Origin of the sequence: Streptomyces tatrensis (genome assembly GCF_049310065.1) — a bacterium.
GTDB lineage: Bacteria > Actinomycetota > Actinomycetes > Streptomycetales > Streptomycetaceae > Streptomyces.
Genome location: NZ_JBMDLB010000007.1, coordinates 446,773 through 471,968, shown reverse-complemented (window position 1 = coordinate 471,968; position 25,196 = coordinate 446,773). Strand labels below are relative to the sequence as shown.

The following is a 25,196-nucleotide window of genomic DNA, read 5'->3' as shown; positions in this document are numbered from 1 at the left end:
CCGGCGCCGTGCGCGCGGCCGGGATCAGATCTGGCAGCTGATCTCGGCCGCGACGCGCTCGCCGGAGGCGACGGCCGCGTTCAGCGTGGAGTTCTCCACGTCGGTGTGCTCGCCCGCGAAGTGGATCCGCCCTTCCTGGAGCCCCTCGCACCCGGCGATCGAGGTGTACTGGCCGACCTTGTAGAAGTGGTACGCGCCCCGCTGCCACGGGGCGCGCGACCAGTGGTCCTCGTACGCCCTGCCGGTGAACGCGGCCGTGGTGCCCGGGTGGACGTGCTCGATCTGGGAGAGGAACCAGTTCACGTCGGCGGCGGGCGCCGGCCCGTGCCCGGTCCCGGTGAGCACGTCGCGTGCGGTGTTCCCGCCGGGGAAGTTGACCAGCAGGGCCGGGGTTCCGTTCGGTGCGCCCGCGACCGAGCCGTCCCAGGCGGTCTGGTAGCCGACCGGGCCGGTGTTGCTGATGCCGTTGAAGCCGAGCTGCGGCCAGGTCTTGGCCGACAGCTCGGTGACCAGCTTCGCGTTCTGGCCCATGCCCTGCTGCCGGACGGCGGTCAGCTTGCGTGCGGAGAGCCCGGCCCCGGAGAGGTCCACGTCGCGCAGCGTGCTGAAGGGCAGGGCCAGCACCACGTGGTCGGCCGGCACCGAGACCGTGCTGCCGCCGTGGTCGAAGACGCAGGTGTACGACCCGTCGCCGGCGCGGCGCAGGGCGACGAGCTCGTACCCCTGGCGGACCGTGCCGGCCGGGAGCCGGCCGGCCATCCCGCTGACGAGCTGGTCGTTGCCGCCGACGAGGTGGTACTTCTCGTCGAAGCCGCGCCCTCCGGCGAAGACCGACGAGGCCCCCAGGAAGCCGATCATGCCCAGCGCGGAGGCCTCGGCGGGTTCGCCGCCCGACTGGAGCTGCAGGGCCTGGATCAGCTGGCCGAGGCGGGAGCCGGGCGTCAGCCCGATCTCGTCGAGGTAGTCCAGGCAGGAGAGCTGGTCCAGCCGGAACGCCTCCGCCGTGTAGCCGTCGTAGCGGGCGGTGCCGGCGGCCGCGTACGAGGCGCTGAACGCGTCGTAGGCCGCGGCGATCCAGTCGTCCTGCTGCTGGAGCCCGGAGTAGGAGGCCCCGTTGACCCAGCCCGCGTAGTCCCCGGCGTGGAGTTCGCCGCCGTTGGCGAGCTCCCGCTGCAGGCCGAGGTTCCGGGCCAGCGCCAGGATCGCGGTGTCGGTGGAGCTGATGAAGGAACCGCCGTGCTCGTGGACCGCGCCGCCGGAGAAGAAACCGCGCAGGGACCAGCAGCGGCCGCCGATGCGGGTGGTGTCGGCCTCGTACACCGTGGTGGCGACCGGGCTGCCCTGGTTCCACAGCCGGTGCGCGCAGCGCAGTCCCGCGAGTCCGGCGCCGACGATCACGACGCGCGGGGCGGCGGCGCCGGTCGCGGCGGCGGCGCGGCGCGGGGTGAGGAGGCCGCCGGGGAGGGCGGCGGCGAGGGCCGTGGCTCCCGCGACGCCGAGCAGCCGGCGGCGACCGGTCGTACGGCCGCCGGAGCCGTGCTGTTCCCCGGCGCGGCGGGCGCGTTCGCGGCGGGCGTCTTCGGCGTGCTCGCCGAGGATCTCGGCGACGGGCATGCCGCGGCGGCGGGCTTCGGCGTGGGCGGCGAACGCGGTGCGGAGCGGGTCGGGGAGGCCGGCGCGGTGGACGGGCTGGTGCGCGTGCTGCATGTGATCCCTCTTCTCGGAATCCTGCGGAGACGGCAAGGAGTCGGGCTGAGGGGGAGTAGAGCGGTGGCGCAACGTCGTTGTCAACGGTGTTGCGCAATCTTTTGACAGACGAATGCGCGCAGACGAATGCGCACAGACGAATGAGATGCGCACAGACGGATGCGCACAGACGAATGCCCGCGGACGGGTGTCCGCGGGCAGGGGTGGTGCCGGGGGCGGCAGGAGTGGGCAGAGGAGTCTGCAGCCCTCGGGTCAGGCTCCGCGCAGTGCCCGGACCCGGTTCTCGATCGCGGTGATCAGCGCCTCGACCCTGGCCTCGAAGATCTGCTCGTCGGTGACCTCGGCCAGCTGGGCGCCGAGCCGGGTGATGTTGGGGAAGCCCGCGGGGTCGACGAGGCGGTACTCGCGGTTCCAGGAGGACTCGTCGGCAGCGCGGACGTCCGGGTCGAACAGCAGGTAGGCGGCGCGCTGGCCCACGTAGGCGAGGAGGGAGTCGCCGACCATCCGGTAGTGGACGGCCGCCTCGGCCCCTTCGAGGCCGGCCTCCGTCACCGCGCCGAGGATCAGCTCCACGACACGGAACTCGTTGGGCCTGCGCGTGGTCCGGCTGGCCATGGTCGAGCCGACCACCGGGTACCTGAGGGCGACTTCGAGGGAGCCGTCGGCGAGCGCCCGCAGCCGGTCCTTCCAGTCGAGCCCCTCGGGGATGCGGTCGAGCACCTCGCCGAGCGTGCGGTCGGCGACCGACAGCAGCAGCTCGTCCTTGTCGCGGAAGTGCCGGTAGATCGCGGTCGGGTCGGCGCCGAGTTCTTCGCCGAGCCGTCGGACGGTGAAGGCGTCCTCGCTGCCGCGAGCCGCGATGCGCAGGCTCGCTTCGATGATCGCGTCGGGTGTGAGCTGGCTGCCCGCGCGCTTGGACCGGGCGGGTGTGTCGGATGACTTCGGCATGGTGGGGCCAGTGTAACGATGTGGAACAGAGCGAGCGCAACACCGTTGACAACATTGTTGCGCTCCCGTTCACTCCTCCTCAACGAACCAGCCGTGCGGGGCTCACCCGCCGAGCCGAAGGATGCGTCGATGGGCAACACCAGGCAGCCGATCAGGCAGCGTGCCGACATCGTCTTCGTCGGGGGGCGGGTCTTCACCGGGACCTCCCCGACCCCGATCGACGCCGCCGTCGCCGTCGGAGGCGGCCGGATCATCGCTGTGGCCGACGCGGCTGCCGTACGGCTCTTCGCGGACGCCGACACCGAGGTCGTCGACCTCGCCGGGGGACTGCTCGTCCCCGGATTCCAGGACGCCCACGTACACCCCGCGGTGGCCGGCGTGCAGATGCTCGGCTGCGACCTCAGCGAGGAGCGCACCATCGAGGGCTACCTCGCGGTGGTCGCGGAATTCGCCCGGACCCACCCCGAAGCGGCCTGGATCCGCGGCGGCGGCTGGTCGATGGACATCTTCCCCGGGGGCACGCCGACCCGCGCCATGCTCGACGCGGTGGTCCCGGACCGGCCCGTCCTCCTCACCAACCGGGACGGCCACGGAGCCTGGGTCAACACCCGGGCGCTCGAGATCGCCGGCGTCGACCGCACCACCCCCGACCCGGCCGACGGCCGGATCGAGCGGGAGGAGGACGGAAGCCCGGCCGGCACCCTCCAGGAGGGCGCCGTGGACCTGGTGGCACACCACGTGCCCCTCGCGACGCCCGACGAGGCGCACGCGGGACTGCTCGCCGCACAGGAGCACCTCTTCTCCCTCGGCGTCACCAGCTGGCAGGACGCCATGATCGGCTCCTTCCCCGGCAACCCCGACAACTACGGCGTCTACCTGCGCGCCGCCCGCGAGGGCTCCCTGCGCGCCCGCGTCGTCGGCGCCCTGTGGTGGGACCGCGAACGCGGCCTGGAGCAGATACCCGACCTGGAGGAGCGCCGCGCCGGGGGACAGGTCGGCCGGTTCAACGCCACCAGCGTCAAGATCATGCAGGACGGCATCGCCGAGAACTTCACGGCCGGCATGCTGGAGCCCTACCTCGACGGCTGCGGCTGCGCCACCGGCAACTCCGGCCTCAGCTTCATCGAGCCCGAGGTGCTCACCGAGGCCGTGGCCCGGCTCGACCGCTCCGGATTCCAGATCCACTTCCACGCCCTGGGCGACCGGGCCGTGCGCGAGGTGCTCGACGCCCTCGCCGAGGCCCGCGAGGCCAACGGGACCAACGACAACCGCCACCACCTCGCGCACCTCCAGGTCGTCCACCCGGACGACATCGCCCGCTTCGCGAGCCTGGACGCGGCCGCCAACATCCAGGCCCTGTGGGCCGCCCACGAGCCGCAGATGGACGAGCTCACGATCCCCTTCCTGGGACCGGAACGGGCCCGCCTCCAGTACCCGTTCGGCGACCTCCAGCGAGCGGGAGCCCGCCTGGTCGCCGGCAGCGACTGGTCGGTCAGCAGCCCCAACCCGCTCTGGGGCATCCACGTCGCGGTCAACCGCTCCGTACCCGACGAGGCCCCCAACGCGACCGGGACCTTCGAACCGGCGCCGCCGTTCTTCCCGGAGCAGGCGCTCACCCTCTCCCAGGCACTCACCGCCTACACCGCCGGCAGCGCGTGGGTGAACCACCTCGACGAGGTGACCGGCACGGTCGAGGAGGGCAAGTACGCCGACCTCGTGGTCCTCGACCGGGACCCCTTCGCGCACCCCCCGATGGAGATCGCCGACACCCGCGTGCTGCGCACGTACATCGACGGCGAACTGGTCTTCGCCGCGACCGACTGAGCCGCGCCCGCCCGAATCCCCACCGCCCGAATCCCCACCGGCCGGGCCGCCACCGGCCGAGCGTCACCCACCCCACCGAGCTCATCCCTCAGGGAGTCAGACGATGTCATCAACCCGATCGGGATCTCCGCTGTACCGCGGCCGCCGCATCCGCCGTGTCCGCAACAGCGCCGCCGCCGTCCTCGCCGCGGCCGCCGTGCTCGTCACCAGCGCCTGCAGCGGCGCCGCGCCCGACAAGGACGCGGACCGGGCCGCCGCGTACAAGATCACGGACAAGACGCCCGCCGCCGCCGGAAACGTGGACTCCTTCACCTGGTCCGTCTATGCGGAGCCGACCACGATCGACTACGCGTACTCCTTCGACTTCCCGCCCAACCAGATCCTCGCCAACGTCTGCGAGAGCCTGCTGCGCTGGAACCCCGACCTGACGACCTCCCCGGGCCTCGCGTCCTCGTACGCCAACCCCACGCCCACCACCTGGGTGTACCAGATCCGCCCCGGCGTGCACTTCCACGACGGGACGGTGCTCACCGCCGACGACGTCGTGGCCTCCCTGAGCCGCAACCTCGACCCCGGGACCGGCAGCGTCTGGGCGAACCAGTACAAGAACGTCAAGTCCATCGGCAAGACCGGCCCGATGGAGGTCACCGTCACCCTGACCAAGCCGGACTCCACCTTCAACAAGTACCTGGCCGCGAGCCCCGGCACCGTGGAGTCGGCTGCCACCCTGGCCAAGTCCGGCAAGGACTACGGCAATCCGCAGACCGGCGTGAACTGCACCGGCCCCTTCTCCTTCGGCTCCTGGACCTCCGGCCAGTCCCTCACCCTCAAGCGGTTCGACGGGTACTGGAACCAGGAGCTGAAGGCCAAGTCCGGCGAGGTGAAGTTCGTCTTCCTCGCCGATGCCACCACCCGCGTCAACGCCTTCCAGAGCGGCGAGGTCGACGGCGGCTGGATGGTCCCGCCGAACGCCTACGCCCAACTGGGCTCCACCGAGGCCGGAAAGCTCTACTTCGGGCGCAACACCACCGTCGCCGACGAGGTGGTCGCCAACCTCAAGGGCCCCCTCGGCAACCCCAAGGTCCGCCAGGCCCTCCTCATGGCCACCGACCGCAAGGGCATCGTCAAGGCCGGCGCCGGCGGGGTCGGCGAGGTCTCCGACTCGCTCGTCACCGACAACCTGTGGGCCGACGCGCCCCCGGCGACCCGCGAAGCCCTCATGAAGGACCTGCCGAAGTACCCGTACGACCCGGCCAAGGCCAAGGCGCTCGCCGCCGAGGCCGGAGTGAACGGCCAGGAGATCGTGATCGCGACCAGCCCGCTGGACTCGCAGACCACGATCATCACCCAGGCCATCGCCCAGGCCGCCACCGCCATCGGACTGAAGCCGCGCATCGACTCCCTCTCCGCGGAGAAGTACACGACCCTCTTCACCGACCCCGCGGCCCGCGAGGGCATCGACCTCTTCCTCACCTTCTGGTACACGTCCATCACCGACCCGCTGGACATGTTCGCCTCGCTGGAGACCGGCGCCTTCAGCAACTACGGCAACTGGTCGGACCCGGCCTTCGACGCCGCCGTCGAGAAGGCCGTCGGGGCCCACGACCCGGCCGAGCACGCGGCCGCCAACGCCGAGGCACAGAAGATCGCCTCGCGCGAACTGCCCTGGCTGCCCCTCTACACCCTGCCCGTCAGCGTCTTCATGGGCAAGAAGATCACCGGCGTCCAGCCCTCCATCGCCTACCTCTACTACCCGTGGGCGGCCGAGATCGGAGCCAAGGGATGACGGCCGCGGCGACGGCCGCGAAGAACCGCGCCGTACGGGTGCTGCGCAAGCTCGCCGGCATGGCGGCGACCCTGCTCGTCACCTCTTTCCTCGTCTTCTCCTCCCTGTTCCTGGCACCCGGGGACCCGGCCAGCTTCCTCGTCAAGGGACGCAGCCCCAGCCCCGAGGACCTCGCCGCGCTCCGCAGCCAGTACGGCTTCGACGAACCCTTCCTGGTCCGGTACTGGAACTGGCTCGAAGGGGTGCTGCACGGCGACTTCGGCCGCTCCTACCTCTTCCACCAGGACGTCTCCGCCGTCATCTGGTCGCGGCTGCCCTCCTCCATGCTGCTGATCGCCGTATCCGGCCTGATGATCGCCGTCTTCGGCATCGGCTCCGGCATCATCGGCGCGCTGCGCCGGGGTTCGCGCACCGACCGCTCCCTGATGCTCCTCGTCACGGTCGGCGCCGCCGCACCCGCCTTCGTCGCCGCCCTGCTGCTCAGGTCGGTGTTCGGGGTGCAGCTGGGCTGGTTCCCCACCATCGGCAACGGCGAAGGCATCGTGGACCGCCTGCACCACGTGATCCTCCCGGCGGCGGCCCTGTCCGTCACCTTCACCGCCCTGGTGACCCGCGTGACCCGCTCGGCCATGCTCGACGAGCTGAGCCGCGACCACGTGGAGGTCGCCCTGAGCCGCGGAGCGCCACGGCGCACCGTCATCCGGCGGCACGTCCTGCGCAACGCGCTCGGACCGATCGTCACCGTCTCCGCGCTCCTGGTCTCCGGCATGCTGGTCAGCACCGCGATCGTCGAGACCGCCTTCGGAATGTCCGGCGTCGGCTCCCTGCTCGTGCAGTCCGTCGACCAGCTCGACTTCCAGGTCGTGCAGGCCATCGTGCTGCTGGTGGTGGCCGCCTTCGTCATCGTCAACGCCCTCGTGGACCTGGTCCACCCGCTGATCGATCCGCGCACGGCCGCGGCCGGGAGCGCCAGATGAGCACCCTTCCCGAAACGGGCGCCACGACCCGTACGCCCCTCGCCCCCCGAACCCCCGGAACCCCCCGTGCCCGGCGCGACCCGCTCGCCCGGCTGCGCCGTCTCGGCGGCAGCCGGCTCCAGCGGACCTGCCTGGCGCTCCTCGTCCTGTTCGTGCTCGTCGCGATCCTGGGCCCCTGGATCGCCCCGTACGACCCCACCTTCGGACAGCTCGGCGACACCCTCCTGGGGCCGAGCGCCCAGCACTGGCTGGGCACCGACCAGGGCGGCCACGACACCCTCTCGGCACTCGTCGTCGGCACCCGGACCAGCCTGGCCGGACCGCTCGCCGTCGTCCTGTTCTCCACGCTCCTCGGCGTCGCCGTCGGCCTGTTCACCGCCTGGCGCGGAGGATGGATCGACACCGCCGTCGGCCGGGTCCTCGACGTCCTGTTCGCCTTCCCCGCGCTGCTCCTCGCGATCCTCGCGGTGGCCCTGTTCGGCAAGGGGATGACGGCTCCGGTCATCGCCATGGCCATCGCCTACATGCCGTACACCGCACGCCTCGTACGGGGCCTGGCCGTCCGGGAGAAGTCCCGCCCCTACATCGCCGCCTACCAGGTCCAGGGCCACTCGCCCCTGTACGTCACCGTCCGCAGGCTGCTGCCCAACATCGCCCCGACGCTGCTCGCCCAGTCGACGGTCAACTTCGGCTACGCCCTGCTCGACCTCGCCGCCCTCTCCTTCCTCGGACTCGGCGTGCAGCCGCCCACCCCCGACTGGGGAGCCATGATCAACCAGGGGCAGGCGGCCGTCCTGCAGGGCCAGCCGCTCTCCGCGATCGCGCCGGCCGTGGCGGTCGTCCTGGTCGTGGTCGCCTTCAACGTCGTCGGGGAAGACCTCGGCGACCGGCTCGCGGGGAGGGACTCCCGATGACACTGCTCGACTACGAAGCCCTGCACGTCACCCTCCCCGCGATGGCCCGCCCCCTCCTCGACGGCGTCAGCCTCACCGTCGCGGCCGGCGAGGTCGTCGCCCTGGTCGGCGAATCCGGCTCCGGCAAGTCCGTCACCGCCCGCGCCGCCCTCGGCCTGTTCCCGCAGGGCGCCGAGATCGGCGGCCGGGTCCGCGTGGACGGCACCGACCTGGTCGGCGCCACCCCCGCGAGCCTGCGCGAGGTGCGCACGAACAAAGCGGCGATGATCTACCAGGACCCCCGGGCCGCCATCAACCCGGTACGCCGGGTCGGGGACTTCCTCACCGAACCGCTGCGCCTGGTGCACGGCTGGACCAAGGCCCGGGCGAACGTCAGGGCCGCCGAACTGCTCGACGCGGTCGGCCTGCCCGACCCCGTCCGCCACCTGAACCAGTTCCCGCACGAACTCTCCGGCGGCATGCTCCAGCGCGTCGTGATCGCCGCGGCCCTCACCGCCGAACCGAAGCTCCTGCTCTGCGACGAGCCGACCACCGCGCTCGACGTCAGCACCCAGGCCGAGATCCTGGCCGTCCTGGGCCGGCTCCAGCGCGAACGCGGGCTCGGACTCCTCCTCATCACCCACGACATCGAGCTCGCCGCCTCCGTCAGCGACCGGATCTACGTCATGTACGCGGGCCGGATCGTCGAAACGGCTTCCGTGGCCGAACTCTTCGCCTCCCCCCGGCACCCCTACACCACGGGCCTGCTCGGATCCTCCCCGCCCCTCGAGGGCCCCCTGGCCCGCCTCACCCCCATCCCCGGCGCCCCGATGGGCCTGCTGGAATCGGCCCCCGGCTGCGCCTTCGCACCCCGCTGCCGGTTCGCCGAACCGGGCCGCTGCGACCGGTCCAAGCCGGAGCTCCTGCGGCACGGACCGGCCGAGGTCGCCTGCCACCGCGCCGCCGAAATCGGCCCGAAGGAGGACAGTTGAGCAACCGTCCGAGCAAGGACACCGCCCCGGGACTCCTTCCGGGACTTCCCCCGGAACTTCCTCCGGAGCTCCTCCGGGTGAGCGGACTGCGCAAGACCTACCGGACCGGCGGGACGGAGGTCGTCGCCGTCGACGACCTGTCGTTCTCCGTACGGGCCGGCGGGGCGCTCGGCATCGTCGGGGAATCCGGGTCGGGCAAGACCACCACCGCCCGGATGCTGATCGGCCTGGAACGCCCCGACGCGGGCGAGATCCTGGTCCAGGGCCGGCCGCTGGCGGCCTCCGTACGGGGGAGGCCGGCCCGGCTGGCCCGCGCCAAGGCGGTGCAGATCGTCTTCCAGGACCCCTACCTCTCCCTGGACGCGCGGATCAGCATCGGCGCGACCGTCGACGGCGTGCTCCGACTGCACGGCATGTCCGACAGGACGGCCCGCGCCGCACGGGTGCGCGAACTGCTGGCCCAGGTCGGCCTCGGCGACCGCGAGGCCGCCGCCCTGCCCCGCCGGCTCTCCGGCGGACAGCGCCAGCGCGCCGCGATCGCCCGGGCGCTGGCCGTCGAACCGGCCGTCCTGGTGCTCGACGAAGCGGTGTCAGCCCTGGACGTCTCCGTGCAGGCGCAGGTGCTCAACCTGCTCTCCGACATCCGGCGCGACACCGGGATCGGCCTGGTCTTCGTCAGCCACGACCTGGCCGTCGTCCGCTACGTCTGCGACGAGGCGCTCGTCATGTACCGGGGCCGCACGATGGAACACCGCCCGGTGGGCGAGCTCCTCACCGACCCCGAGCACCCCTACACCCGGCTGCTGCTGGCCTCCGTACCCCGTCCGGGCTGGGACCCCGATTCCATCAGCCGTCGCCGCCGCGAGCTCGCCCCCTGACGGCGCCGACGGCCGCAGTGGCGCCGGCGACGGGGGCGTCACACCGGGGCGGGTTCGTGCGGGCCCGCCCCGGCCGGGAGGCGGACGGACCGGCGCATCCCGGGCATCCCGGCATCCGGGCGATCTTGGCCTGATCCACCCTGGCGCCCCCGGAACGCATGGCGGAAGATCCCTCAGCGGGCACCGCCCGTGGCTTACGATCGCCGCGGACGGTCCCGCCCGTGATCGCCGATCGACCCGCACTCGTGGAGGTCCACCGTGTTCCGGACGGCCAGAGGAAACCGCAAGCGCCCCGCAGGCCCCCGAATCCGTGTCGCCGCCGCAGCCGCGGCGGGCGCGCTCCTCGTCGCGGGATGCTCCTCGGGCGGTGACGGCCCGGGCGATGCGGCCGGCGGAGTGCCCGTCGTGGAGAAGGGCAAACTGACGACCTGCACCCACCTGCCCTACCCGCCGTTCCAGTTCGAGCAGGACGGCAAGGTCGTCGGTTTCGACGTGGCCCTGGTCGACCTGGTGGCGACCCGGCTCAAGGTGGAGCAGAAGATCCTCGACACCCCCTTCGAGAACTTCAAGACCGGAGCCTTCCTGAACTCCGGCGAATGCGACCTCGCTGCCGCCGGCATGACGATCACCGACGAGCGCAAGAAGAACGTCGACTTCTCCGTTCCCTACTTCGACGCCACACAGGCGCTGCTCGCCACCAAGAAGAGCGGCGTGACCTCGCTCGCCGACCTCAAGGCGAAGTCGAAGAAGCTGGGCGCGCAGGCCGGGACCACCGGCGAGAGCTACGCCAAGGCCCAGGGCTTCGACCCCGTGGCCTTCGAGAGCTCGGACGCGGTCCTCAACGGACTGCGCACCGGACAGGTCGACGCGGTCGTCATCGACTACCCCGTGGTCCAGGGCTGGCTCAAGGACCCCAAGAACGCCGCCGAGTTCACCGTCGGACAGAACATCGAGACCGGTGAGCAGTACGGCTTCTCGGTGAAGAAGGGCAACACCGCCCTCGTGGCCGCGATCGACAAGGCGATCACCGACGCCAAGGCGGACGGCACCTACAAGAAGCTCTACGAGCAGTGGATCGGCCCGCTGCCCCAGACCACCACCCCGTGACCTCCCGGCTGACCCGGCGCCAGCGCCGCCGGGTCTCGCAGGGCCTGCAGTACGCGCTCTTCGCCGCGGTGCTGGTGCTGATCGCCGTCTCCGCGGACTGGGGGAGGCTGCAGAACCAGTTCGCCCAGAAGGACCTGGCGCTACGGCTCTTCCCGGACATCATCACCACGGCCCTGCGCAACACGGTGATCTACACGACGTCCGGGTTCCTCCTGGGCCTGGTCCTCGGCCTGGTCATCGCCATGATGCGGCTGTCCTCCGTCGCCCCCTACCGGTGGGTCGCGAGCGTCTACATCGAGCTGTTCCGGGGGCTCCCGGCCCTGCTGATCTTCATCTTCGTGGGCGTGGCGGTGCCCCTGGCGTTCCCCGGTACGGAGATCCCGGGCGGCACGTACGGCAAGGTCGCCATCGGCCTGGGACTGGTGGCCGCCGCCTACATGGCGGAAACGATTCGGGCCGGCATCCAGGCGGTACCCAAGGGGCAGATGGAGGCCGCTCGCTCGCTGGGCTTCTCGCACGCCCGCGCCATGGTCTCGGTCGTCATCCCGCAGGCCTTCCGCATCGTCATCCCGCCCCTCACCAACGAGCTCGTCCTGCTGTTCAAGGACTCCTCGCTCGTGCTGTTCCTCGGTGTGACGCTGTCGGAGCGCGAACTGACCAAGTTCGGCCGCGACCTCGCCAGCCAGACCGCCAACTCCACCCCGATCCTGGTCGCGGGCCTGTGCTACCTCCTGGTGACCGTGCCGCTGAGCTTCGTGGTGCGCCGCCTGGAGGCCCGCGCGGACAAGGCCGCGTGAGGAAGACATGCCACAGGAGGCCCCAGCGGTGGACACGACGGCCACGGACGGCCCGGAGATCGAGATCCGGGGACTGCACAAGTCCTTCGGCGCCAACCACGTCCTGCGCGGCATCGACCTGGACATCGCCCGCGGCGAGGTGGTGTGCGTCATCGGGCCCTCCGGCTCGGGCAAATCGACGCTGCTGCGCTGCGTGAACCTGCTCGAAGAGCCCAGCGAGGGAAAGGTCTTCGTCGGCGGCACCGAGGTCACGGACCTCGACGTGGACATCGACGCCGTACGCCGCCGCATCGGGATGGTCTTCCAGCAGTTCAACCTCTTCCCGCACGTCAGCGTGCGCGAGAACCTCACCCTGCCCCAGCGCCGGGTCCTGGGCAGGGGCAAGACCGAGGCCGAGGCCGTGGCCCGCAAGAACCTCGCCCGTGTCGGCCTCTCCGACAAGTCCGAGGCCTACCCCGCCCAGTTGTCCGGCGGCCAGCAGCAGCGGGTGGCGATCGCCCGGGCCCTGTCGATGGGCCCGGAGGTGATGCTCTTCGACGAGCCGACCTCGGCGCTGGACCCCGAACTCGTCGGCGAGGTACTGGCGGTGATGCGGGTCCTGGCGGGCGAGGGGATGACGATGATGGTCGTCACCCACGAGATGAGCTTCGCCCGCGAGGTCGCGGACCGGGTCGTGTTCATGGACGGCGGAGTCATCGTCGAACAAGGACCGGCGGCCCAGGTGGTCGGGGATCCCCGGCAGGAGCGGACCCGGAGCTTCCTCAACCGGATCCTGGACCCGGCGGCGGTCGAGCCGCCCGAGGCGCGGGACGGCGAACCGGGCCCGGACGGGCAACCGGGCCGGGGCGGGGACGCCTAGTCCCCGAGCGAGTCGTGCACCGGCCGGGCCCAGCCTCGGCGCCGCGCTGCCCATGGGGCAGGATGGCAGTTCGTTCGAGATGCGCACACATGCGCGAACGAGGCCCCATGCACGACGAACTGACAGGTGACAAGGTGACCACACCCCTCATCAGGCGGCCCGCGCGGCCGGCCTCCGCCTTCCCGGTCCTGCAAGGGGCGGAGGGCGTCCGTTGAGCCGGGACCTCGTCCTGCACGACTGGCTGATCGCCGGCATCGCGCTGGCCGCGGGCGCCCTCACCGGGCTGCTCCTGCGCGCCCTCGTGCGGTGGCTGTCCAAGCACGCCCTCAGGACCCGGTGGAGCGGCGACGACATCATGGTCGACGCGCTGCGCACCCTCGCGCCCGCGGCGGCCGTCATCGCGGGCGCCGCCGTGGCCGCCTCGACGCTGCCGCTGAGTACACGGGTCTCCGGGTGGGTGAACCACACGCTGACCGCGCTGCTGATCCTCGTGGCCACGGTCGGAGTGGCCCGCGTCGTCGCCGGCCTCGTCCAGTCCTTGGCCCAGGCGCGGACGGGAGTGGCCGGATCGGCCACCATATTCGTCAACATCACGCGCGTGCTGGTGCTCGCGATGGGTCTGCTCGTCGCCCTCGAATCCGTGGGCGTGTCCATCGCACCCTTGCTCACCGCCCTCGGCGTGGGTGGTCTGGCGGTCGCCCTGGCCCTGCAGGACACCCTGGCCAACCTCTTCGCGGGCGTGCACATCCTCGCCTCGAAGACGGTGCAGCCCGGTGACTACATCCGCCTCACGAGCGGTGAGGAGGGGTACGTCGTCGACATCAACTGGCGCAACACCGTGGTCCGCAACCTGTCGAACAACCTGGTGATCATCCCCAACGGGCGGCTCGCGCGCACGAACATGACCAACTTCACCCAGCCCGAACAGCAGTTGTCGATCATGGTCCAGGTCGGGGTGGGCTACGAGAGCGACCTGGAGCACGTCGAGCGGGTCACCCTCGAGGTGGTCGACGGGGTGATGGCGGACGTCAACGGCGCGCTCCCCGAGCACGAAGCGGCCGTACGCTTCCACACCTTCGCGGACTCCAGGATCAACTTCACGGTGATCCTCGGCGTCGGCGAGTTCAGCGACCAGTACCGGATCAAGCACGAGTTCATCAAGCGGCTGCACAGCCGGTTCCGGGCGGAGGGCATCTCGATCCCCGCCCCCACGCGGACGGTCGCGCTCCAGCAGGAGGACTCCCGGTCCGTGCCGCTCATCGAGGTCTCGCCGGTCTCGCCGGTCCCGCACCAGCGCGAGGCACCGGCCGCGGCCCTGGCGGACGGCGTGCGGTAGCGGAGCAGGACGAAGCGCGCCGCCCCGCCGCCCACCGCCCATCGACATCGCCCATCGACATCGATCATCGACCATCGAAAGGACCGCAGCATGAGTGAGAAGGCCCGCAAGCTCTTCGACGCGCTCGACCTGAACAGCGACGGCGTACTGACCCGCGTCGAGGTGATCACGGCCCTGCGCAGCAAGGGCCCCACGCTCGCCGCCCACGGCGATCTGCCCTTCTGGGCCGTGGGCGACGTGGACACCTCCTCGGCCCTCTTCGACCGGGCGAACGCGGACGGCGACGACGTACTGTCCTTCGAGGAGTTCGAGCGCGAGGTCGACCGCCGCTTCGGCTGGTAGCCGCGAGCTGGCCCCGGACCGGTTCCGGTCCGGGGCCAGCTCAGGTCCTGCTCAGTCGCGGATCCCGTCGCAGGCGATCCGCAGGTGCCGGGGCCCGCGCAGGACCGCGTTCTGCCGGTAGGGCGGCGGATCCTCCAGCAGCCGCGGGTTCTCCAGCCGCCGGGCCAGCTCGGTCAGCGCGAGCTGGGCCTCCAGCCGCGCCAGCGGGGCGCCGAAGCAGCTGTGGATGCCGCTGCCCAGGCCCAGGTGCTGGATGTCCTTGCGGTACGGGTCGAAGCGGTCCGGGTTTTCGAAGCGGTTCGGGTCCCGGTTGCCGGAGGCCAGGATCAGCCACATCGAGGAGCCCTTGGGGATGGTGATCCCGCCGACCTCGATGTCCACGAGCGGGGTGCGCTGCGGCAGCAGCTGCACCGGCGGCTCGAACCGCAGCAGCTCCTCCACGAGCGGTACGGCCAGACCGGGCTCCTGCCGCAGCTGCGCGAGCACGTCCGGGTTGCGCAGCAGGGTCAGCATCCCGTTGGTGATCAGGTTGACCGTGGTCTCGTGGCCGGCGATCAGCAGCAGCGCGGAGGTGCTCAGCAGCTCCATCGTGGACATGGACTCGTCCGGGCCGTGTCCCACGGCCAGTTGGGAGAGCATGTCCTCGCCGGGATCCTTGCGGCGCTGTTCGATCAGCCCGGCCAGGTACATGCCCAGCTCCATGCGGGAGTCGTGGGTCTTGCGCTGCCGCTCGGCGGGATCGGCGTCCGGATCGGGGTCCAGACTGGCGGCGAGGGTGTCGGCCCAGACGTGGAACTTGGGCTCGTCCTCGCGCGGTACGCCGAGCAGCTGGCAGATCATCGTCACCGGGAACGGGTAGGCGAACTGGTCGACCAGGTCGATGTCCTCCGTGTCCCCGAGGTTGTCGATGAGACCGGTGACGATGTCCTTCAGCCCGCCGCGCATGCCGTCGACGCGGTGCGGGGAGTGCGGCGGCCCGAAGGGCCGGTTGGTCATCCGGCGCAGCCGGTCGTGCTCCGGCGGGTCCAGCTTCAGGAAGCTCGGCGGCAGCGCCGTCTCCTCCGCCTCCCCGCCCTCGGCCAGCGGGTCCCCGGCCGTGGCGGCCAGGTTGCGGGAGTCGGAGCTGAGCCGCGGATCGTGCAGCAGGCTCTGGATGTCGTAGTAGGTGCTGATGACGTACGGTCCGGTCCCGTCGTGGAAGACGGGGGTCTTGCGCAGCTCCTCGTACAGCGGGTACGGGTTCGCGCGGCTGGAATAGTCCAGGATCTGGCTCAGGATGCCGTGGGCCATGGGGGTCCTCCGGGAACGTGCGGGTCAGTGCCCGGCGGGGGTGAAGGTGGCGATCCGGCGGTCGGCCGGCGAGTACCCGCTGAGGGTGATGGTGGGGCCGTGCGTGGGCACGGAGGGGTCGGGGAAGTCGGCCGGGATCGGCCGCTGCCCTTCCGGGCGCCGGTCCACCGTGGTGAACGGGGGCGGGAAGGGCGCGCAGGACTCGATCTGCTTCTCGTAGAACTGCAGCCAGCGCCCGTTGTCGAAGGTGACCGCGCCGATCACCCGGCCCTGGTAGCCGTAGACCGCGGTGAACCGGCGCTCGGCCCGAGACCCCTGGGTGAACATGATCTCGCTGCCCATGGAGGGCACGCCCACGGACTTGATGTTCACGCCGAACTGCGAGGACCAGAACGCCGGCACCCACAGATGCGGCCGGCGGTCGGTGCTCTCGCTCAGCATGTTGTGGGCGGCGGTCTCGGCCTGCGCCACGGCGTTGCCCCAGTGCTCCAGGGAGAGGAACTGGTAGCCGAACAGCGCGTGCGGGGAGCGGGCCACGTCGCCCGCCACGTAGATGTCGTCGGTGACGATCCCGCGGAGGTCGAAGGCCCGGCAGCCCGCGTCGCAGGCGATGCCGCGCGGACCCGCGCCGAGTCCGGAGCCGGTCAGCCACTCGGTGTTGCGCTGGGCGCCGAGCGAGACGATCACCACGTCGCATTCCAGCGTGGTGCCGTCGGAGAGGTGTGCGGCCCGCACCCGGCCGGTGGAGTCGCCCTCCAGCGCGGTCACCATGATGCCGGTGCGCAGGTCCACGCCGTTCTCCCGGTGGAGCTCGGCGGCGACCGCCCCGATCACTCCGCCCAGGGCGCCGACCAGGGGGCCGTCGGCGCGTTCGGCGACGGTCACGTCCAGCCCGCGCTCCCGGCACGCCGAGGCGATCTCGGAGCCGGTGAACCCGGCGCCGATGACCAGGACCCGGCGCGGTCCGGCCGCCAGGGCGCGGGCCAGGCCGGCCCCGTCCTCGCGGGTGCGCAGGGTGAAGACCCCGCCGAGCTCGCCCTCGGCCTCGTTCGGCCAGGGCCGGGCCCGGACCCCGGTGGCGATCAGGAGGCGGTCGTACGGGACCTCCGCGCCGTCGGCGAGCTTGACCGTGCGGGCCGCCATGTCGAGCCCGGTGGCCGCGACGCCGAGACGCCATTCGGCGTCGATGTCGAGCCGCCGGGGGAGCAGGGTGTGGTCGGCGTCGGCCTTGCCCAGCAGCACCTGCTTGGACAGCGGCGGGCGGTCGTACGGCTCGTGGAGCTCGTCGCCGACCATGGTCAGCGAGCCGGCGAAGCCCTTCTCCCGCATGACCTCGGCGGCGCGCAGGCCGGCCAGTGAGGCGCCGACGACCACGATGCGGCCGGAGTGCTTGAGCTGGTCCAGAACGGTGTCAGCCATCGGAGGCCTTCCCTCCGGCACCGGAGGCCGCGGCCGCGGGGGTGCGTGCGGCGCCGCCCGGCCGGTCCAGATCGTCCACGAGGATGGCCTGCACGGGGCAGGCGGCGGCGGCCTGGGCCACGCGCTCGCGCTGGGCCTCCTCGGCCTCGGGATCGTAGAGCAGTCCCTCGTCCCCGTGCATCGCGAAGACGTCGGGGGCGAGGAAGGCGCACTGCGCGTATCCCTGGCACCGGTTGAGATCGACGACGAGCCTCAGCAAGGTGTGGTCCTTTCGGTGCCCCCCTGGGCTTCCCGGACCAGCGTGCGCGCGGTGGCGCGGGGAGGCCCGTCCGAGGAGGCCGTTGGAGTGAGGTCCAGGCGCCCGTCAGGGTGCCGGGCCGGGGGCAGGGCCGGGGCGGCCCCGGCCCGACCGCAGGATGTACAGGCTCACGAGCAGGGCCCAGGCCGGGAAGACCAGCTCGGACCAGGGCAGGGAGGAGCCCGCCACCAGCAGCACCAGGCCGGCGAGGTACCCGGCCAGGGCCAGCGGGCGCGGGAAGGCCCCGAGCCGGCGGCCGATCGTGGAGGTCGCGAACACGAACACGGCGGCCATCCGCATCCCGTACGTGGTCAGCAGGTTGTAGGCGAAGTGGCGGCCGAACTCCTGGGGCTGATCGGCGTCCAGCACCGTCCCGGCGGCCGCGGCGGCGCCGAAGAGGCTGGCGACGAAGATCAGCCCGCTGCCCAGGAAGACGGTGGCGACGAACCGGTCCTCGGCCTCGCCGGAGTGCTCCCGCAGCGCGCCCATGAACCACAGGAAGGCGATGCCCGCGAAGGGGACGAGCTCCAGCGCGGTGGTCACCGCGTCCCGCTGCCCCGAGGTGACCCGCAGCTCTGCCGCGCCGCCCCCCTCGGGCAGGCCGATCCGGGCCAGCACGATCGCCGCCGCCATGAGGACGGCGAAGAGGATCCCCGCGAGCCCCGCCGCCCTGGGGGTGCTCAGGCTCTGTCCCGGGGCCGTCCCCGGTGCTTCTGGTCTCATGCGTCCAGCAAGCCCGGGGTGCGGCCGTGGTGCCAGCGGGGCCGCGCGCCCGGGTGACACGGGGGCGGGCCCCGCCCCCGCGAGACCGATGTAAGAAATCATTGACACCGGGTATGGATCCTTTTACATTCGTGATGTCAAAGTTCTTTTACATGGGAGCGGGTGCGGTCGTGGCCTTCGAAGAGAAGCGCGCGTGGATCATGGGGGTGGTCGCGGTCATCGGGTACGCGGTCTACCTGGCCCTCGTGCTGGGCCGGTCCGGCGACGGGGTACCCCTGGCGGAGGTCCCGTACATCACGCCGCTGCTCTGGACGGTCGGCGGCGCCATCGCCGCCGCGATCCTCCTCAACATCACCGTGGCGCTGGCCAAGCCCGGCGAGGCCGAGGTCAAGGACCAGCGGGACAGGGAGATCGGCCGCCTAGGCGAGCACGCCGGGCAGTCCTTCCTCGCCATCGGCGCCGTGGCCGCGCTGATCCTCTCGATGGCCGGCGCGGACCGCTTCTGGATCTCGAACGCCCTCTACCTGGGCTTCGTCCTCTCGGCGGTGCTCGGCTCGCTCGTCAAGCTCGCCGCCTACCGCACGGGGTTCCAGTCGTGGTGAAGCCGACGGGCATCACGAACCGGATCAGGATCCTGCGCTTCGAGCGCGCGGAGATGACCCAGGCGGAGCTGGCGGAGCGCATCGGCGTGACCCGTCAGACCGTCATCGCCATCGAGAAGGGCCGCTACTCGCCCTCGCTGGAGACGGCGTTCAGGATCGCCCGCGTCTTCGCGGTGCCGCTCGAACAGGTATTCCAGTACGCGGACGGCGCAGACGGCACGGACCACGCAAACGCTGCAGACGAGGAAGGGACGGCGCCGTGAAGGCGATCGTGCAGGACACGTACGGCTCCAGCGAAGTACTGGAGCTCAGGGACATCGAAACGCCGAGACCGGGCACGGGCGAGGTGCTCATAGCCGTCCGGGCCGCCGCGCTGGACGCGGGGGTCTGGCACCTGATGAGCGGCAAGCCCTACCTGCTGCGGCTCCTCGGCTACGGACTGCGCGCACCCAGCGTGCCCGTGCGCGGCCGGGAGGTCTCCGGCCGGGTCGAGGCGGTCGGCGAGGGCGTGAGCGCCTTCCGCGAGGGGGACGAGGTGTTCGGCATCTGCGAGGGCTCCTTCGCGCAGTACGCGACCGCCCGGCAGGACAAGCTGGCGCACAAGCCCGCCGGGATGCCCCTGGAGCAGGCGGCCGCCCTCCCGATCTCCGGACTCACCGCCCTCCAGGCGCTGCGCGACGCCGGGCGCGTACGGCCCGGGCAGCGGGTCCTGGTCATCGGCGCCGCGGGCGGGGTCGGCACCTTCGCGGTACAGCTGGCCAAGGCGTACGGGGCACACGTCACCGGGGTGTGCAGCACCACCAAGACGGAGCTGGTGCGCGGGCTCGGCGCGGACGAGGTCATCGACTACAAGCGCGAGGAGTTCGCGGACGGCGTCCGCCGCTACGACCTCATCCTGGACACCGCGGGCAACCGGGCCCTGTCGCACCTGCGGCGCGCCCTGACCCCGCGCGGGACGCTCGTGATCGTCGGCGGCGAGGGTGGCGGCCCCTGGCTGGGCGGCATGGGCCGGGTCCTGTGGGCCGCGCTGCTGAACCCCTTCGTGCGCCACGGCCTCAAGGGGTTCATCTCCGCCGAGCGTCAGGCCGACCTGGAGGTGCTGCGGGGGCACGTCGAGGACGGCACCCTGTCCCCGGCCGTCCAGCGCACCTGCGGGCTCGCCGGGGCCCCGGACGCCATCGACCGGCTCCACCGGGGCGAGGCGCGCGGAAAGATGCTGATCGTGCCCTAAGGCGTGGGCGTGGGCGCAGGAGCCGTGCCGGTGTTGCTGCCGGACGCGGTGGACGCGCTCGGAGCGGAGGAGGCGCCGGGCGCCGTGGGCGCGGCCGGGATCCCGGGGGTGCCCGACGGGGTTCCCGGGGTGCCCGAGGGGGTCGCGCCGGGCGTGGCCGTGGGGGATTCCGGGGCGCAGACGATCTCGTCGCGCGGGGTGTAGTGCGTACGGAACGTCTCGCGGCCGACCTCGCGGCCGCCCCGGACGAAGACGCGGTCGACGGAGACGTCGAACCCTTCCAGCGGGGTCTGCGGCTCGCACGTCGGGCCGCTGACGGTGCGCTTCGCCGGCGGGGTGACGTTCGTGCGCGGGCTGTGGGTGGCGCGCACCTCGTCGTACTGCTTCGTGCCGAGCAGCGTGACGGTCACCGAGTTGGAGGTGGAGGAGGCCCGGACGGTCACGGGGTGCCCCGAGTCGTTCTGCCAGCGCAGGTCGAGGGTGCCCCAGGCGACGGTGGCCTCGCGGCCTTCCGGGTACCGCTCGATGTAGAAGGAGTGGGCCCCGTGCTCGACGGGCTTCAGGCCCGCGAAGAACATGGCGTTGTACATGGTCGTCGCGACCGCGGAGACCCCGCCGCCGGGGGACTTCACGTAACGGCCGTCGTTGATCATGATGCCGTCGACGAAGCCGTTCTCCACGGTCCGCTCGCCCACCGCCTGGTTGAAGCTCCAGATGTCGCCCTGCTGGACGACGGCCCCGTTGATCAGTTCCACGGCGCGCGCGATGTTGTGCGTCCGGTAGGGCGCCGCGGGATAGGCGACGGTGAAGGTGGAGAGGACCTGCTGCCCGACGGCTGCCGGGGCGGTGGCGGTGGCCGGGGCCGTTGCCGAGGGTGTGGCCGTGGGCCCGGCGGTGCGGTCCGGGGCGGGCGTGCCCGCGGCGGCCGCGGAACCGGCTACGAGGCCGCCGAGGCCGAGCACGGCGGCCGTCCCGGCCGATATCAGGGCGATCCGCGTGGTGGCCGTACGGCCGTGGGCGCGTCGCATGTCTCTCCCTGTCGCTGCGGAATCCGAACCACACAAGTTTGGTCCAAAACGGACCAAAAGGGTGAGAAATGTGCCGGGTCTCACGATCCGGAGGCCTACGGGACCGAGCGGATCCGCCTGACCAGCAGCGATCCCACCAGGGCCAGAGCTCCGGCCAGCGCGTACAGGGCCGTGTACCCGCCGAGGTGGGTGACGACCGGGGCCGCGATCACCGGGGCCAGCACCTGCGGCAGCGCGTTGGCGATGTTGATGACGCCCAGGTCCTTGCCCCGGTCCTCGGCGGTCGGCAGCACGTCCGTGAGCAGGGCGAAGTCCACCGCCGTGTACACGCCGAAGCCGAGGCCCAGGACGAGCGAGGCGACGACCGCGCCGGTCCAGGTCTGCCAGACGGCGAGCAGCAGCGTGGCCGCGGCGATGACCAGCCCCGACCGGATGACGTAGGACTTGCGGCGGCCGCTGCGGTCGGACCGGATGCCGCTGATCACCACGGTGGACAGCAGGGTGAGGGCGTTGAGCGCCGTGAGGATCAGGACCCCGGTGTCCGCGTCGCCCCGGTAGCGCACGGCGTCGGTGAGGTAGTAGAGCAGGTACATCGTGCTGATGGAGTACGAGAGGTTCATCAGGAAGCGGGTCAGCCAGGCCCAGCCGAAATCGGGGTGGCGGCGCGGGTCGATCCAGAAGCCGGTCAGGAAGCCGCGCCACCGGAAGGCCGGCCGGGCGGCGGGGGCGAGCACCGAGTCCCGCCGCATCAGCACGTACGGCACGGCCGCGAGGACGGAGAAGGCCGCGCAGGCCAGGTAGCCGGCGGTGATCCCGCCCGCGACGGTGGCCAGCGCCGTGCCGACCAGGATCCCGATGACCTGGGAGACGCCGAGCCAGCCGCCGACCAGCCCGCGCTGCCGGGCCGGTACCTGGTCGGGGACGGCCGCGGTGAGCGCGGCGAAGGCGGCGTTGAGGGCGAGCTGCACCAGGCACCAGCCCGCGATCACCACCGTGAGGCTCTGCGCGAACCCGAGGACCACCAGGCCCGCCGCCCCGCCCGTCACCCCGGCGACCACCCAGGGGATGCGGCGGCCCGCGCGCGCCGTCGTACGGTCGGACAGGGCTCCGAAGACGGGATTGGCCACCATCGAGACGGCCGCCCCCAGCCCCGTCACCAGGGCGAGGGTGGACGCCTTGTTCTCCGGGGTGAGGAACTCGGCCTGGCGTGCCAGCAGCAGCTGGAGCGGGCCGAACCAGCCGACCCACACCCCGAGGTTGGCGAGGGACAGCGCGCTCACCCACCGGCCGCCCGGCGGCGTGGCGGTCACCTCCGCCGCGGCGGCCTTCGGCCCGGCGGTCACCTGCCGCTCTGGATCAGGTCGCGGTACCAGGCGTACGACTCCTTGGGGGTCCGCGCGAGGGTCTCGTAGTCGACGTGGACCAGGCCGAACCGCTGCCGGTAGCCCTCCGCCCATTCGAAGTTGTCGAGGATCGACCAGATGAAGTAGCCGCGGACGTCGGCCCCCTCGGCCATCGCCTCGTGCAGGGCGCGGACATGACCCTCGTGGTAGGCGATCCGGCGCGCGTCCTCGATCCGGCCCGTGCCCGGATCCGGCCCGTCCCCGTACGAGCAGCCGTTCTCGGTGATGTACAGCGGCGGCAGCCGGTCGCCGTAGCGCTCGCGCAGGGTGGCGAGCAGTTCGCGCAGCCCGTCCGGGACCACCGGCCAGTCGAAGTCGGTGCGTTCGTACCCCTCGATCTCCCGGATGCCGAAGGGGAGGCCGGAGGGGATCTCGATCCCGCCGAAGGCGGAGGCGCCGGCCGGGGTGGGGGCGCCGACGAGCATCGGGTTGTAGTAGTTGACCCCGTACCAGTCCAGCGGTGCCGAGATCGCCTTGAGGTCCTCGGCCACCGGGCCGGGCAGCAGGGACTCCAGGCCGTCCGGGTAGGCGCCGGTCAGGATCGGGTCGGCGAAGAGGCGGTTGGTGAGCGTGTCGTACAACGCGGCGGCGGCCCGGTCCTCTTCGCCCTCGCCGGCGGCCCACACGGGGCTGTGCGAGGCGGCTATGCCGATGTGGCGGGCGCCCGCCGCGCGCAGGGCCTGTACGCCCAGACCGTGGGCCAGCAGCTGGTGGTGGGCGGCGGGCAGGGCGTCGAAGACGAGCTGCTTGCCCGGGGCGTGCTCGCCGAGGCCGTAGCCGAGGAGGGTCACCTCGGCGGGCTCGTTGATGGTGATCCACATGGGCACGCGGTCGGCCAGCCGCTCCGCGACCACCGAGGCGTACGCCGCGAACCGCTCGGCGGTGTCGCGCTCCAGCCAGCCGCCCCGCTCCTCCAGGGCCAGCGGGGTGTCCCAGTGGAAGAGGGTGGGCACCGGGTCGATCCCCGCGGCGCACAGCTCGTCGACGAGCCGGTCGTAGAAGTCGAGCCCCGCCCGGTTGACGGCCCCGTGCCCCTCGGGCAGGACCCGGGACCAGGAGACGGAGAACCGGTAGGCGTCCACGCCCAGTCCGCCCATCAGGGCCACGTCCTCGCGGTAGCGGCGGTAGTGGTCGGTGGCCACCTCCGCGTGCGAGCCGTCCTTGACGCGCCCCCGCTCCCGGGTGAAGGCGTCCCAGGAGGAGGGACCCCGGCCGTCGGCGGTGGGCGAGCCCTCGATCTGGAACGCGGAGGCGGAGACCCCCCAGCGGAAGCCGGCCGGGAAACGGGGAACGGGCGCCGCGGAAGGCGCGGGTGACACGGGCGGTACGGACGCGGGCATGCGGACTCGCTTCGGTCGGGGACGTTCACGGCACTTTCGGGTCCCCGGACCCGCCCTGTCAATGAAAAGTGAACAATTCTCAACTTTTGCCGGAGCGGGCCGCGTCGAGCAGCAACGCCTGCGCGAGGCGGGCCCGCAGGGCGGCGGCGAAGAGGAGGCCATGCCCGAGGAAGGCGAGAGGCCGTCCGGGTTGCCGCCAGTCGGGACGGGCCCCGGTCCTGCCTGCGCTCGACAGGCTGATACCGCCGGTCCGGCGGCCTCGGCGCCTCGGCGAGGTTGACCGCCGCGTTGATGTCGCGGTCCAGGACGGCCCCGCAGTACCCGCACTCCCGGACGCGGACGCGGACGTGCAGGGACTTGGGGCCGTTCTTGGCGCCGCACACGCGGCAGACCTGGGAGGTCGGCTCGAAATGGCCGACCAGGCCACGGCCACCGTGCGGCTGCTCCTGGGCCTGATCGAGGGCGGCTCCAGGGACCGGGTGCTCATGCCGAACGACCTCGTGGTCCGCGAATCGTCCTGAGGGAGCGCTCCCTCAGGCGCCGCTTCCCCCGGAGGAGCCCGTCACGTCCTGTACGTGCCGCAGGCCCGGCCCCGCCAGGACCTCGTGAAGCTGCTGGAAGACCTGCCGGGCGCCCACGGCGTTCCAGTCCGCGGGGAGCAGCTCGGCGGGGAGACCCGGATCGAGGTAGGGGAGCCGGCGCCACTCGGTGAGCATCGGCACGTAGTGGCGGAAGGCCTCGGCGGCGTCGATGCCGTCCTGCAGGGCGAGCTTCGCGGCGACCGGTGCGTACGCGCCGGTGAACGTGGCGTACTGGGCCTGGATCGCGGGGAAGTCCCACCAGGAGCTCACCGCCTCCGGCAGGTCGCTGAACGCGGCGTAGTCGGCGGCCGCGAACAGGTGGACGTACTCGCTCAGGCCGAGCCGGACGAGCATGTCGCGCGCGTCCTCCAGGAGCCGGCCCGGCGCCAGCCACACGCCGGGGGCGATGTTGCCGAAGCCGAGCCAGGTCAGCCTGGTGCGCAGCTGGTAGCGGTGGGAGCGCTCGGACTCCGGCACGGAGAAGACCGCCATGGCCCAGCCGTCGCCGAGGTCCGCCGGCTCGAGGCTGGCGAAGATGCGCCGGTCGCCGGCGTCGAAGACGGGGTGGACGGCCGGGCTGAGCCGGTACCCGGTGGCACCGCGGCGCTCAGGTTCGAGCACGCCCTTCTTCTTGAGCCGGGAGATGGCCGAGCGCACGGCCTGGCTCTCCACGCCGAGTTCCGACATGAGCGTGATCAGGTCGGCGACGGAGATCCAGCCGCCGCTCCCGCGCACGAAGGCCCCGTAGACCGTACTGATCAACGAGCTGGGCCTGAGGGGGCTGTCCGACATGATCACCTTCCCGTGGTGTGGGGTGGTGATCCTATCGAGGGGC

The 25,196-nt window shown here is 72.0% G+C and carries 24 protein-coding genes and 1 pseudogene; 14 read left to right on the top strand and 11 right to left on the bottom strand.

The window, feature by feature from the left end:
• Positions 1 to 24: 24 nt before the first annotated feature.
• Complete coding sequence (locus ACODT5_RS05880; protein WP_422518119.1) at positions 25 to 1,707, bottom strand: flavin monoamine oxidase family protein; 1,683 nt, start codon at positions 1,705 to 1,707, stop codon at positions 25 to 27.
• 252 nt (positions 1,708 to 1,959) lie between these two features.
• Entirely contained in the window at positions 1,960 to 2,655 is a 696-nt protein-coding gene (locus ACODT5_RS05875; protein ID WP_385376260.1) for a TetR/AcrR family transcriptional regulator, read from the bottom strand.
• Between the two features lie 129 nt (positions 2,656 to 2,784).
• On the opposite strand from ACODT5_RS05875, the gene ACODT5_RS05870 reads away from it, so the two are divergent.
• From ACODT5_RS05870 to ACODT5_RS05820, 11 genes are all read left to right on the top strand, one after another.
• Entirely contained in the window at positions 2,785 to 4,479 is a 1,695-nt protein-coding gene (locus tag ACODT5_RS05870) for an amidohydrolase (RefSeq protein WP_422518118.1), read from the top strand.
• 103 nt (positions 4,480 to 4,582) lie between these two features.
• On the top strand, positions 4,583 to 6,265 hold the full coding sequence (locus ACODT5_RS05865) for an ABC transporter substrate-binding protein (RefSeq protein ID WP_422518117.1): 1,683 nt from the start codon (positions 4,583 to 4,585) through the stop codon (positions 6,263 to 6,265).
• Positions 6,262 to 7,242: an ABC transporter permease gene (locus ACODT5_RS05860; RefSeq protein ID WP_422518116.1), complete on the top strand. Its 981-nt coding sequence runs from the start codon at positions 6,262 to 6,264 to the stop codon at positions 7,240 to 7,242. Before ACODT5_RS05865 ends, ACODT5_RS05860 begins: the two co-directional genes overlap by 4 nt.
• The gene (locus ACODT5_RS05855; RefSeq protein WP_422518115.1) at positions 7,239 to 8,156 is read left to right on the top strand and encodes an ABC transporter permease; all 918 of its coding nucleotides are present in this window, start codon (positions 7,239 to 7,241) and stop codon (positions 8,154 to 8,156) included. Before ACODT5_RS05860 ends, ACODT5_RS05855 begins: the two co-directional genes overlap by 4 nt.
• Complete coding sequence (locus tag ACODT5_RS05850) at positions 8,153 to 9,127, top strand: ABC transporter ATP-binding protein (RefSeq protein ID WP_422518114.1); 975 nt, start codon at positions 8,153 to 8,155, stop codon at positions 9,125 to 9,127. The genes ACODT5_RS05855 and ACODT5_RS05850 overlap by 4 nt, the downstream gene beginning before the upstream one ends.
• A complete protein-coding gene (locus ACODT5_RS05845) occupies positions 9,124 to 10,005 on the top strand; it encodes an ABC transporter ATP-binding protein (protein ID WP_422518113.1) in 882 nt (293 codons plus the stop codon). The genes ACODT5_RS05850 and ACODT5_RS05845 overlap by 4 nt, the downstream gene beginning before the upstream one ends.
• A gap of 258 nt (positions 10,006 to 10,263) precedes the next feature.
• Entirely contained in the window at positions 10,264 to 11,112 is an 849-nt protein-coding gene (locus ACODT5_RS05840; RefSeq protein ID WP_422518112.1) for an ABC transporter substrate-binding protein, read from the top strand.
• The gene (locus tag ACODT5_RS05835) at positions 11,109 to 11,909 is read left to right on the top strand and encodes an amino acid ABC transporter permease (protein WP_422518111.1); all 801 of its coding nucleotides are present in this window, start codon (positions 11,109 to 11,111) and stop codon (positions 11,907 to 11,909) included. The genes ACODT5_RS05840 and ACODT5_RS05835 overlap by 4 nt, the downstream gene beginning before the upstream one ends.
• A 28-nt stretch (positions 11,910 to 11,937) precedes the next feature.
• Positions 11,938 to 12,768: an amino acid ABC transporter ATP-binding protein gene (locus tag ACODT5_RS05830; RefSeq protein WP_422518110.1), complete on the top strand. Its 831-nt coding sequence runs from the start codon at positions 11,938 to 11,940 to the stop codon at positions 12,766 to 12,768.
• Positions 12,769 to 12,979: 211 nt separating this feature from the next.
• Complete coding sequence (locus ACODT5_RS05825) at positions 12,980 to 14,104, top strand: mechanosensitive ion channel family protein (protein ID WP_422518109.1); 1,125 nt, start codon at positions 12,980 to 12,982, stop codon at positions 14,102 to 14,104.
• 90 nt (positions 14,105 to 14,194) lie between these two features.
• Positions 14,195 to 14,446: an EF-hand domain-containing protein gene (locus ACODT5_RS05820; protein ID WP_422518108.1), complete on the top strand. Its 252-nt coding sequence runs from the start codon at positions 14,195 to 14,197 to the stop codon at positions 14,444 to 14,446.
• 51 nt (positions 14,447 to 14,497) lie between these two features.
• On the opposite strand, the gene ACODT5_RS05815 is transcribed toward ACODT5_RS05820, so the two are convergent.
• The 4 genes from ACODT5_RS05815 to ACODT5_RS05800 form a co-directional block, all read right to left on the bottom strand.
• Positions 14,498 to 15,736 carry a cytochrome P450 gene (locus ACODT5_RS05815; protein WP_422518107.1) on the bottom strand — a complete coding sequence of 413 codons (1,239 nt, stop codon included), beginning with the start codon at positions 15,734 to 15,736 and terminating at the stop codon, positions 14,498 to 14,500.
• A gap of 24 nt (positions 15,737 to 15,760) precedes the next feature.
• Positions 15,761 to 17,155: an NAD(P)/FAD-dependent oxidoreductase gene (locus ACODT5_RS05810; RefSeq protein WP_422518106.1), complete on the bottom strand. Its 1,395-nt coding sequence runs from the start codon at positions 17,153 to 17,155 to the stop codon at positions 15,761 to 15,763.
• Positions 17,148 to 17,411 (bottom strand): ferredoxin, encoded by a 264-nt coding sequence (locus ACODT5_RS05805; protein ID WP_422519566.1) that lies wholly within the window; start codon positions 17,409 to 17,411, stop codon positions 17,148 to 17,150. The genes ACODT5_RS05810 and ACODT5_RS05805 overlap by 8 nt, the downstream gene beginning before the upstream one ends.
• Positions 17,412 to 17,519: 108 nt before the next feature.
• Positions 17,520 to 18,176, bottom strand: a complete 657-nt coding sequence (locus ACODT5_RS05800; protein ID WP_422518105.1) for a hypothetical protein — start codon at positions 18,174 to 18,176, stop codon at positions 17,520 to 17,522.
• A gap of 134 nt (positions 18,177 to 18,310) precedes the next feature.
• Here ACODT5_RS05800 and ACODT5_RS05795 point away from each other — a divergent pair, with 134 nt between their 5' ends.
• The 3 genes from ACODT5_RS05795 to ACODT5_RS05785 are packed head-to-tail and all read left to right on the top strand — an operon-like array spanning position 18,311 to position 20,009.
• Entirely contained in the window at positions 18,311 to 18,778 is a 468-nt protein-coding gene (locus ACODT5_RS05795; protein WP_422518104.1) for a hypothetical protein, read from the top strand.
• Positions 18,772 to 19,041, top strand: a complete 270-nt coding sequence (locus ACODT5_RS05790; protein WP_479685659.1) for a helix-turn-helix transcriptional regulator — start codon at positions 18,772 to 18,774, stop codon at positions 19,039 to 19,041. The genes ACODT5_RS05795 and ACODT5_RS05790 overlap by 7 nt, the downstream gene beginning before the upstream one ends.
• On the top strand, positions 19,038 to 20,009 hold the full coding sequence (locus ACODT5_RS05785; protein ID WP_422518103.1) for an NAD(P)-dependent alcohol dehydrogenase: 972 nt from the start codon (positions 19,038 to 19,040) through the stop codon (positions 20,007 to 20,009). Before ACODT5_RS05790 ends, ACODT5_RS05785 begins: the two co-directional genes overlap by 4 nt.
• On the opposite strand, the gene ACODT5_RS05780 is transcribed toward ACODT5_RS05785, so the two are convergent.
• The 5 genes and pseudogenes from ACODT5_RS05780 to ACODT5_RS05760 all read right to left on the bottom strand — a co-directional run bounded on the left by ACODT5_RS05780 (position 20,006) and on the right by ACODT5_RS05760 (position 25,153).
• The gene (locus ACODT5_RS05780) at positions 20,006 to 21,037 is read right to left on the bottom strand and encodes a VanW family protein (RefSeq protein ID WP_422518102.1); all 1,032 of its coding nucleotides are present in this window, start codon (positions 21,035 to 21,037) and stop codon (positions 20,006 to 20,008) included. The two genes, ACODT5_RS05785 and ACODT5_RS05780, sit on opposite strands and share 4 nt — an antisense overlap.
• A gap of 95 nt (positions 21,038 to 21,132) precedes the next feature.
• On the bottom strand, positions 21,133 to 22,380 hold the full coding sequence (locus tag ACODT5_RS05775; protein ID WP_422518101.1) for an MFS transporter: 1,248 nt from the start codon (positions 22,378 to 22,380) through the stop codon (positions 21,133 to 21,135).
• A complete protein-coding gene (locus tag ACODT5_RS05770; RefSeq protein ID WP_422518100.1) occupies positions 22,377 to 23,780 on the bottom strand; it encodes a GH1 family beta-glucosidase in 1,404 nt (467 codons plus the stop codon). Before ACODT5_RS05770 ends, ACODT5_RS05775 begins: the two co-directional genes overlap by 4 nt.
• Positions 23,781 to 24,103: 323 nt before the next feature.
• A pseudogene (locus ACODT5_RS05765) lies at positions 24,104 to 24,163 on the bottom strand (hypothetical protein); the annotation flags it as partial.
• 150 nt (positions 24,164 to 24,313) lie between these two features.
• Entirely contained in the window at positions 24,314 to 25,153 is an 840-nt protein-coding gene (locus ACODT5_RS05760) for a PaaX family transcriptional regulator (RefSeq protein WP_422518099.1), read from the bottom strand.
• Positions 25,154 to 25,196 lie beyond the last annotated feature (43 nt).

Coding starts and splice junctions, on each gene's coding strand:
- ACODT5_RS05865 (WP_422518117.1), top strand. CDS start 4,583: ATGTCATCAACCCGATCGGGATCTCCGCTGTACCGCGGCCGCCGCATC.
- ACODT5_RS05815 (WP_422518107.1), bottom strand. CDS start 15,736: ATGGCCCACGGCATCCTGAGCCAGATCCTGGACTATTCCAGCCGCGCG.
- ACODT5_RS05760 (WP_422518099.1), bottom strand. CDS start 25,153: ATGTCGGACAGCCCCCTCAGGCCCAGCTCGTTGATCAGTACGGTCTAC.
- ACODT5_RS05875 (WP_385376260.1), bottom strand. CDS start 2,655: ATGCCGAAGTCATCCGACACACCCGCCCGGTCCAAGCGCGCGGGCAGC.
- ACODT5_RS05810 (WP_422518106.1), bottom strand. CDS start 17,155: ATGGCTGACACCGTTCTGGACCAGCTCAAGCACTCCGGCCGCATCGTG.
- ACODT5_RS05820 (WP_422518108.1), top strand. CDS start 14,195: ATGAGTGAGAAGGCCCGCAAGCTCTTCGACGCGCTCGACCTGAACAGC.
- ACODT5_RS05780 (WP_422518102.1), bottom strand. CDS start 21,037: ATGCGACGCGCCCACGGCCGTACGGCCACCACGCGGATCGCCCTGATA.
- ACODT5_RS05880 (WP_422518119.1), bottom strand. CDS start 1,707: ATGCAGCACGCGCACCAGCCCGTCCACCGCGCCGGCCTCCCCGACCCG.
- ACODT5_RS05795 (WP_422518104.1), top strand. CDS start 18,311: ATGTCAAAGTTCTTTTACATGGGAGCGGGTGCGGTCGTGGCCTTCGAA.
- ACODT5_RS05855 (WP_422518115.1), top strand. CDS start 7,239: ATGAGCACCCTTCCCGAAACGGGCGCCACGACCCGTACGCCCCTCGCC.
- ACODT5_RS05860 (WP_422518116.1), top strand. CDS start 6,262: ATGACGGCCGCGGCGACGGCCGCGAAGAACCGCGCCGTACGGGTGCTG.
- ACODT5_RS05800 (WP_422518105.1), bottom strand. CDS start 18,176: ATGAGACCAGAAGCACCGGGGACGGCCCCGGGACAGAGCCTGAGCACC.
- ACODT5_RS05850 (WP_422518114.1), top strand. CDS start 8,153: ATGACACTGCTCGACTACGAAGCCCTGCACGTCACCCTCCCCGCGATG.
- ACODT5_RS05870 (WP_422518118.1), top strand. CDS start 2,785: ATGGGCAACACCAGGCAGCCGATCAGGCAGCGTGCCGACATCGTCTTC.
- ACODT5_RS05770 (WP_422518100.1), bottom strand. CDS start 23,780: ATGCCCGCGTCCGTACCGCCCGTGTCACCCGCGCCTTCCGCGGCGCCC.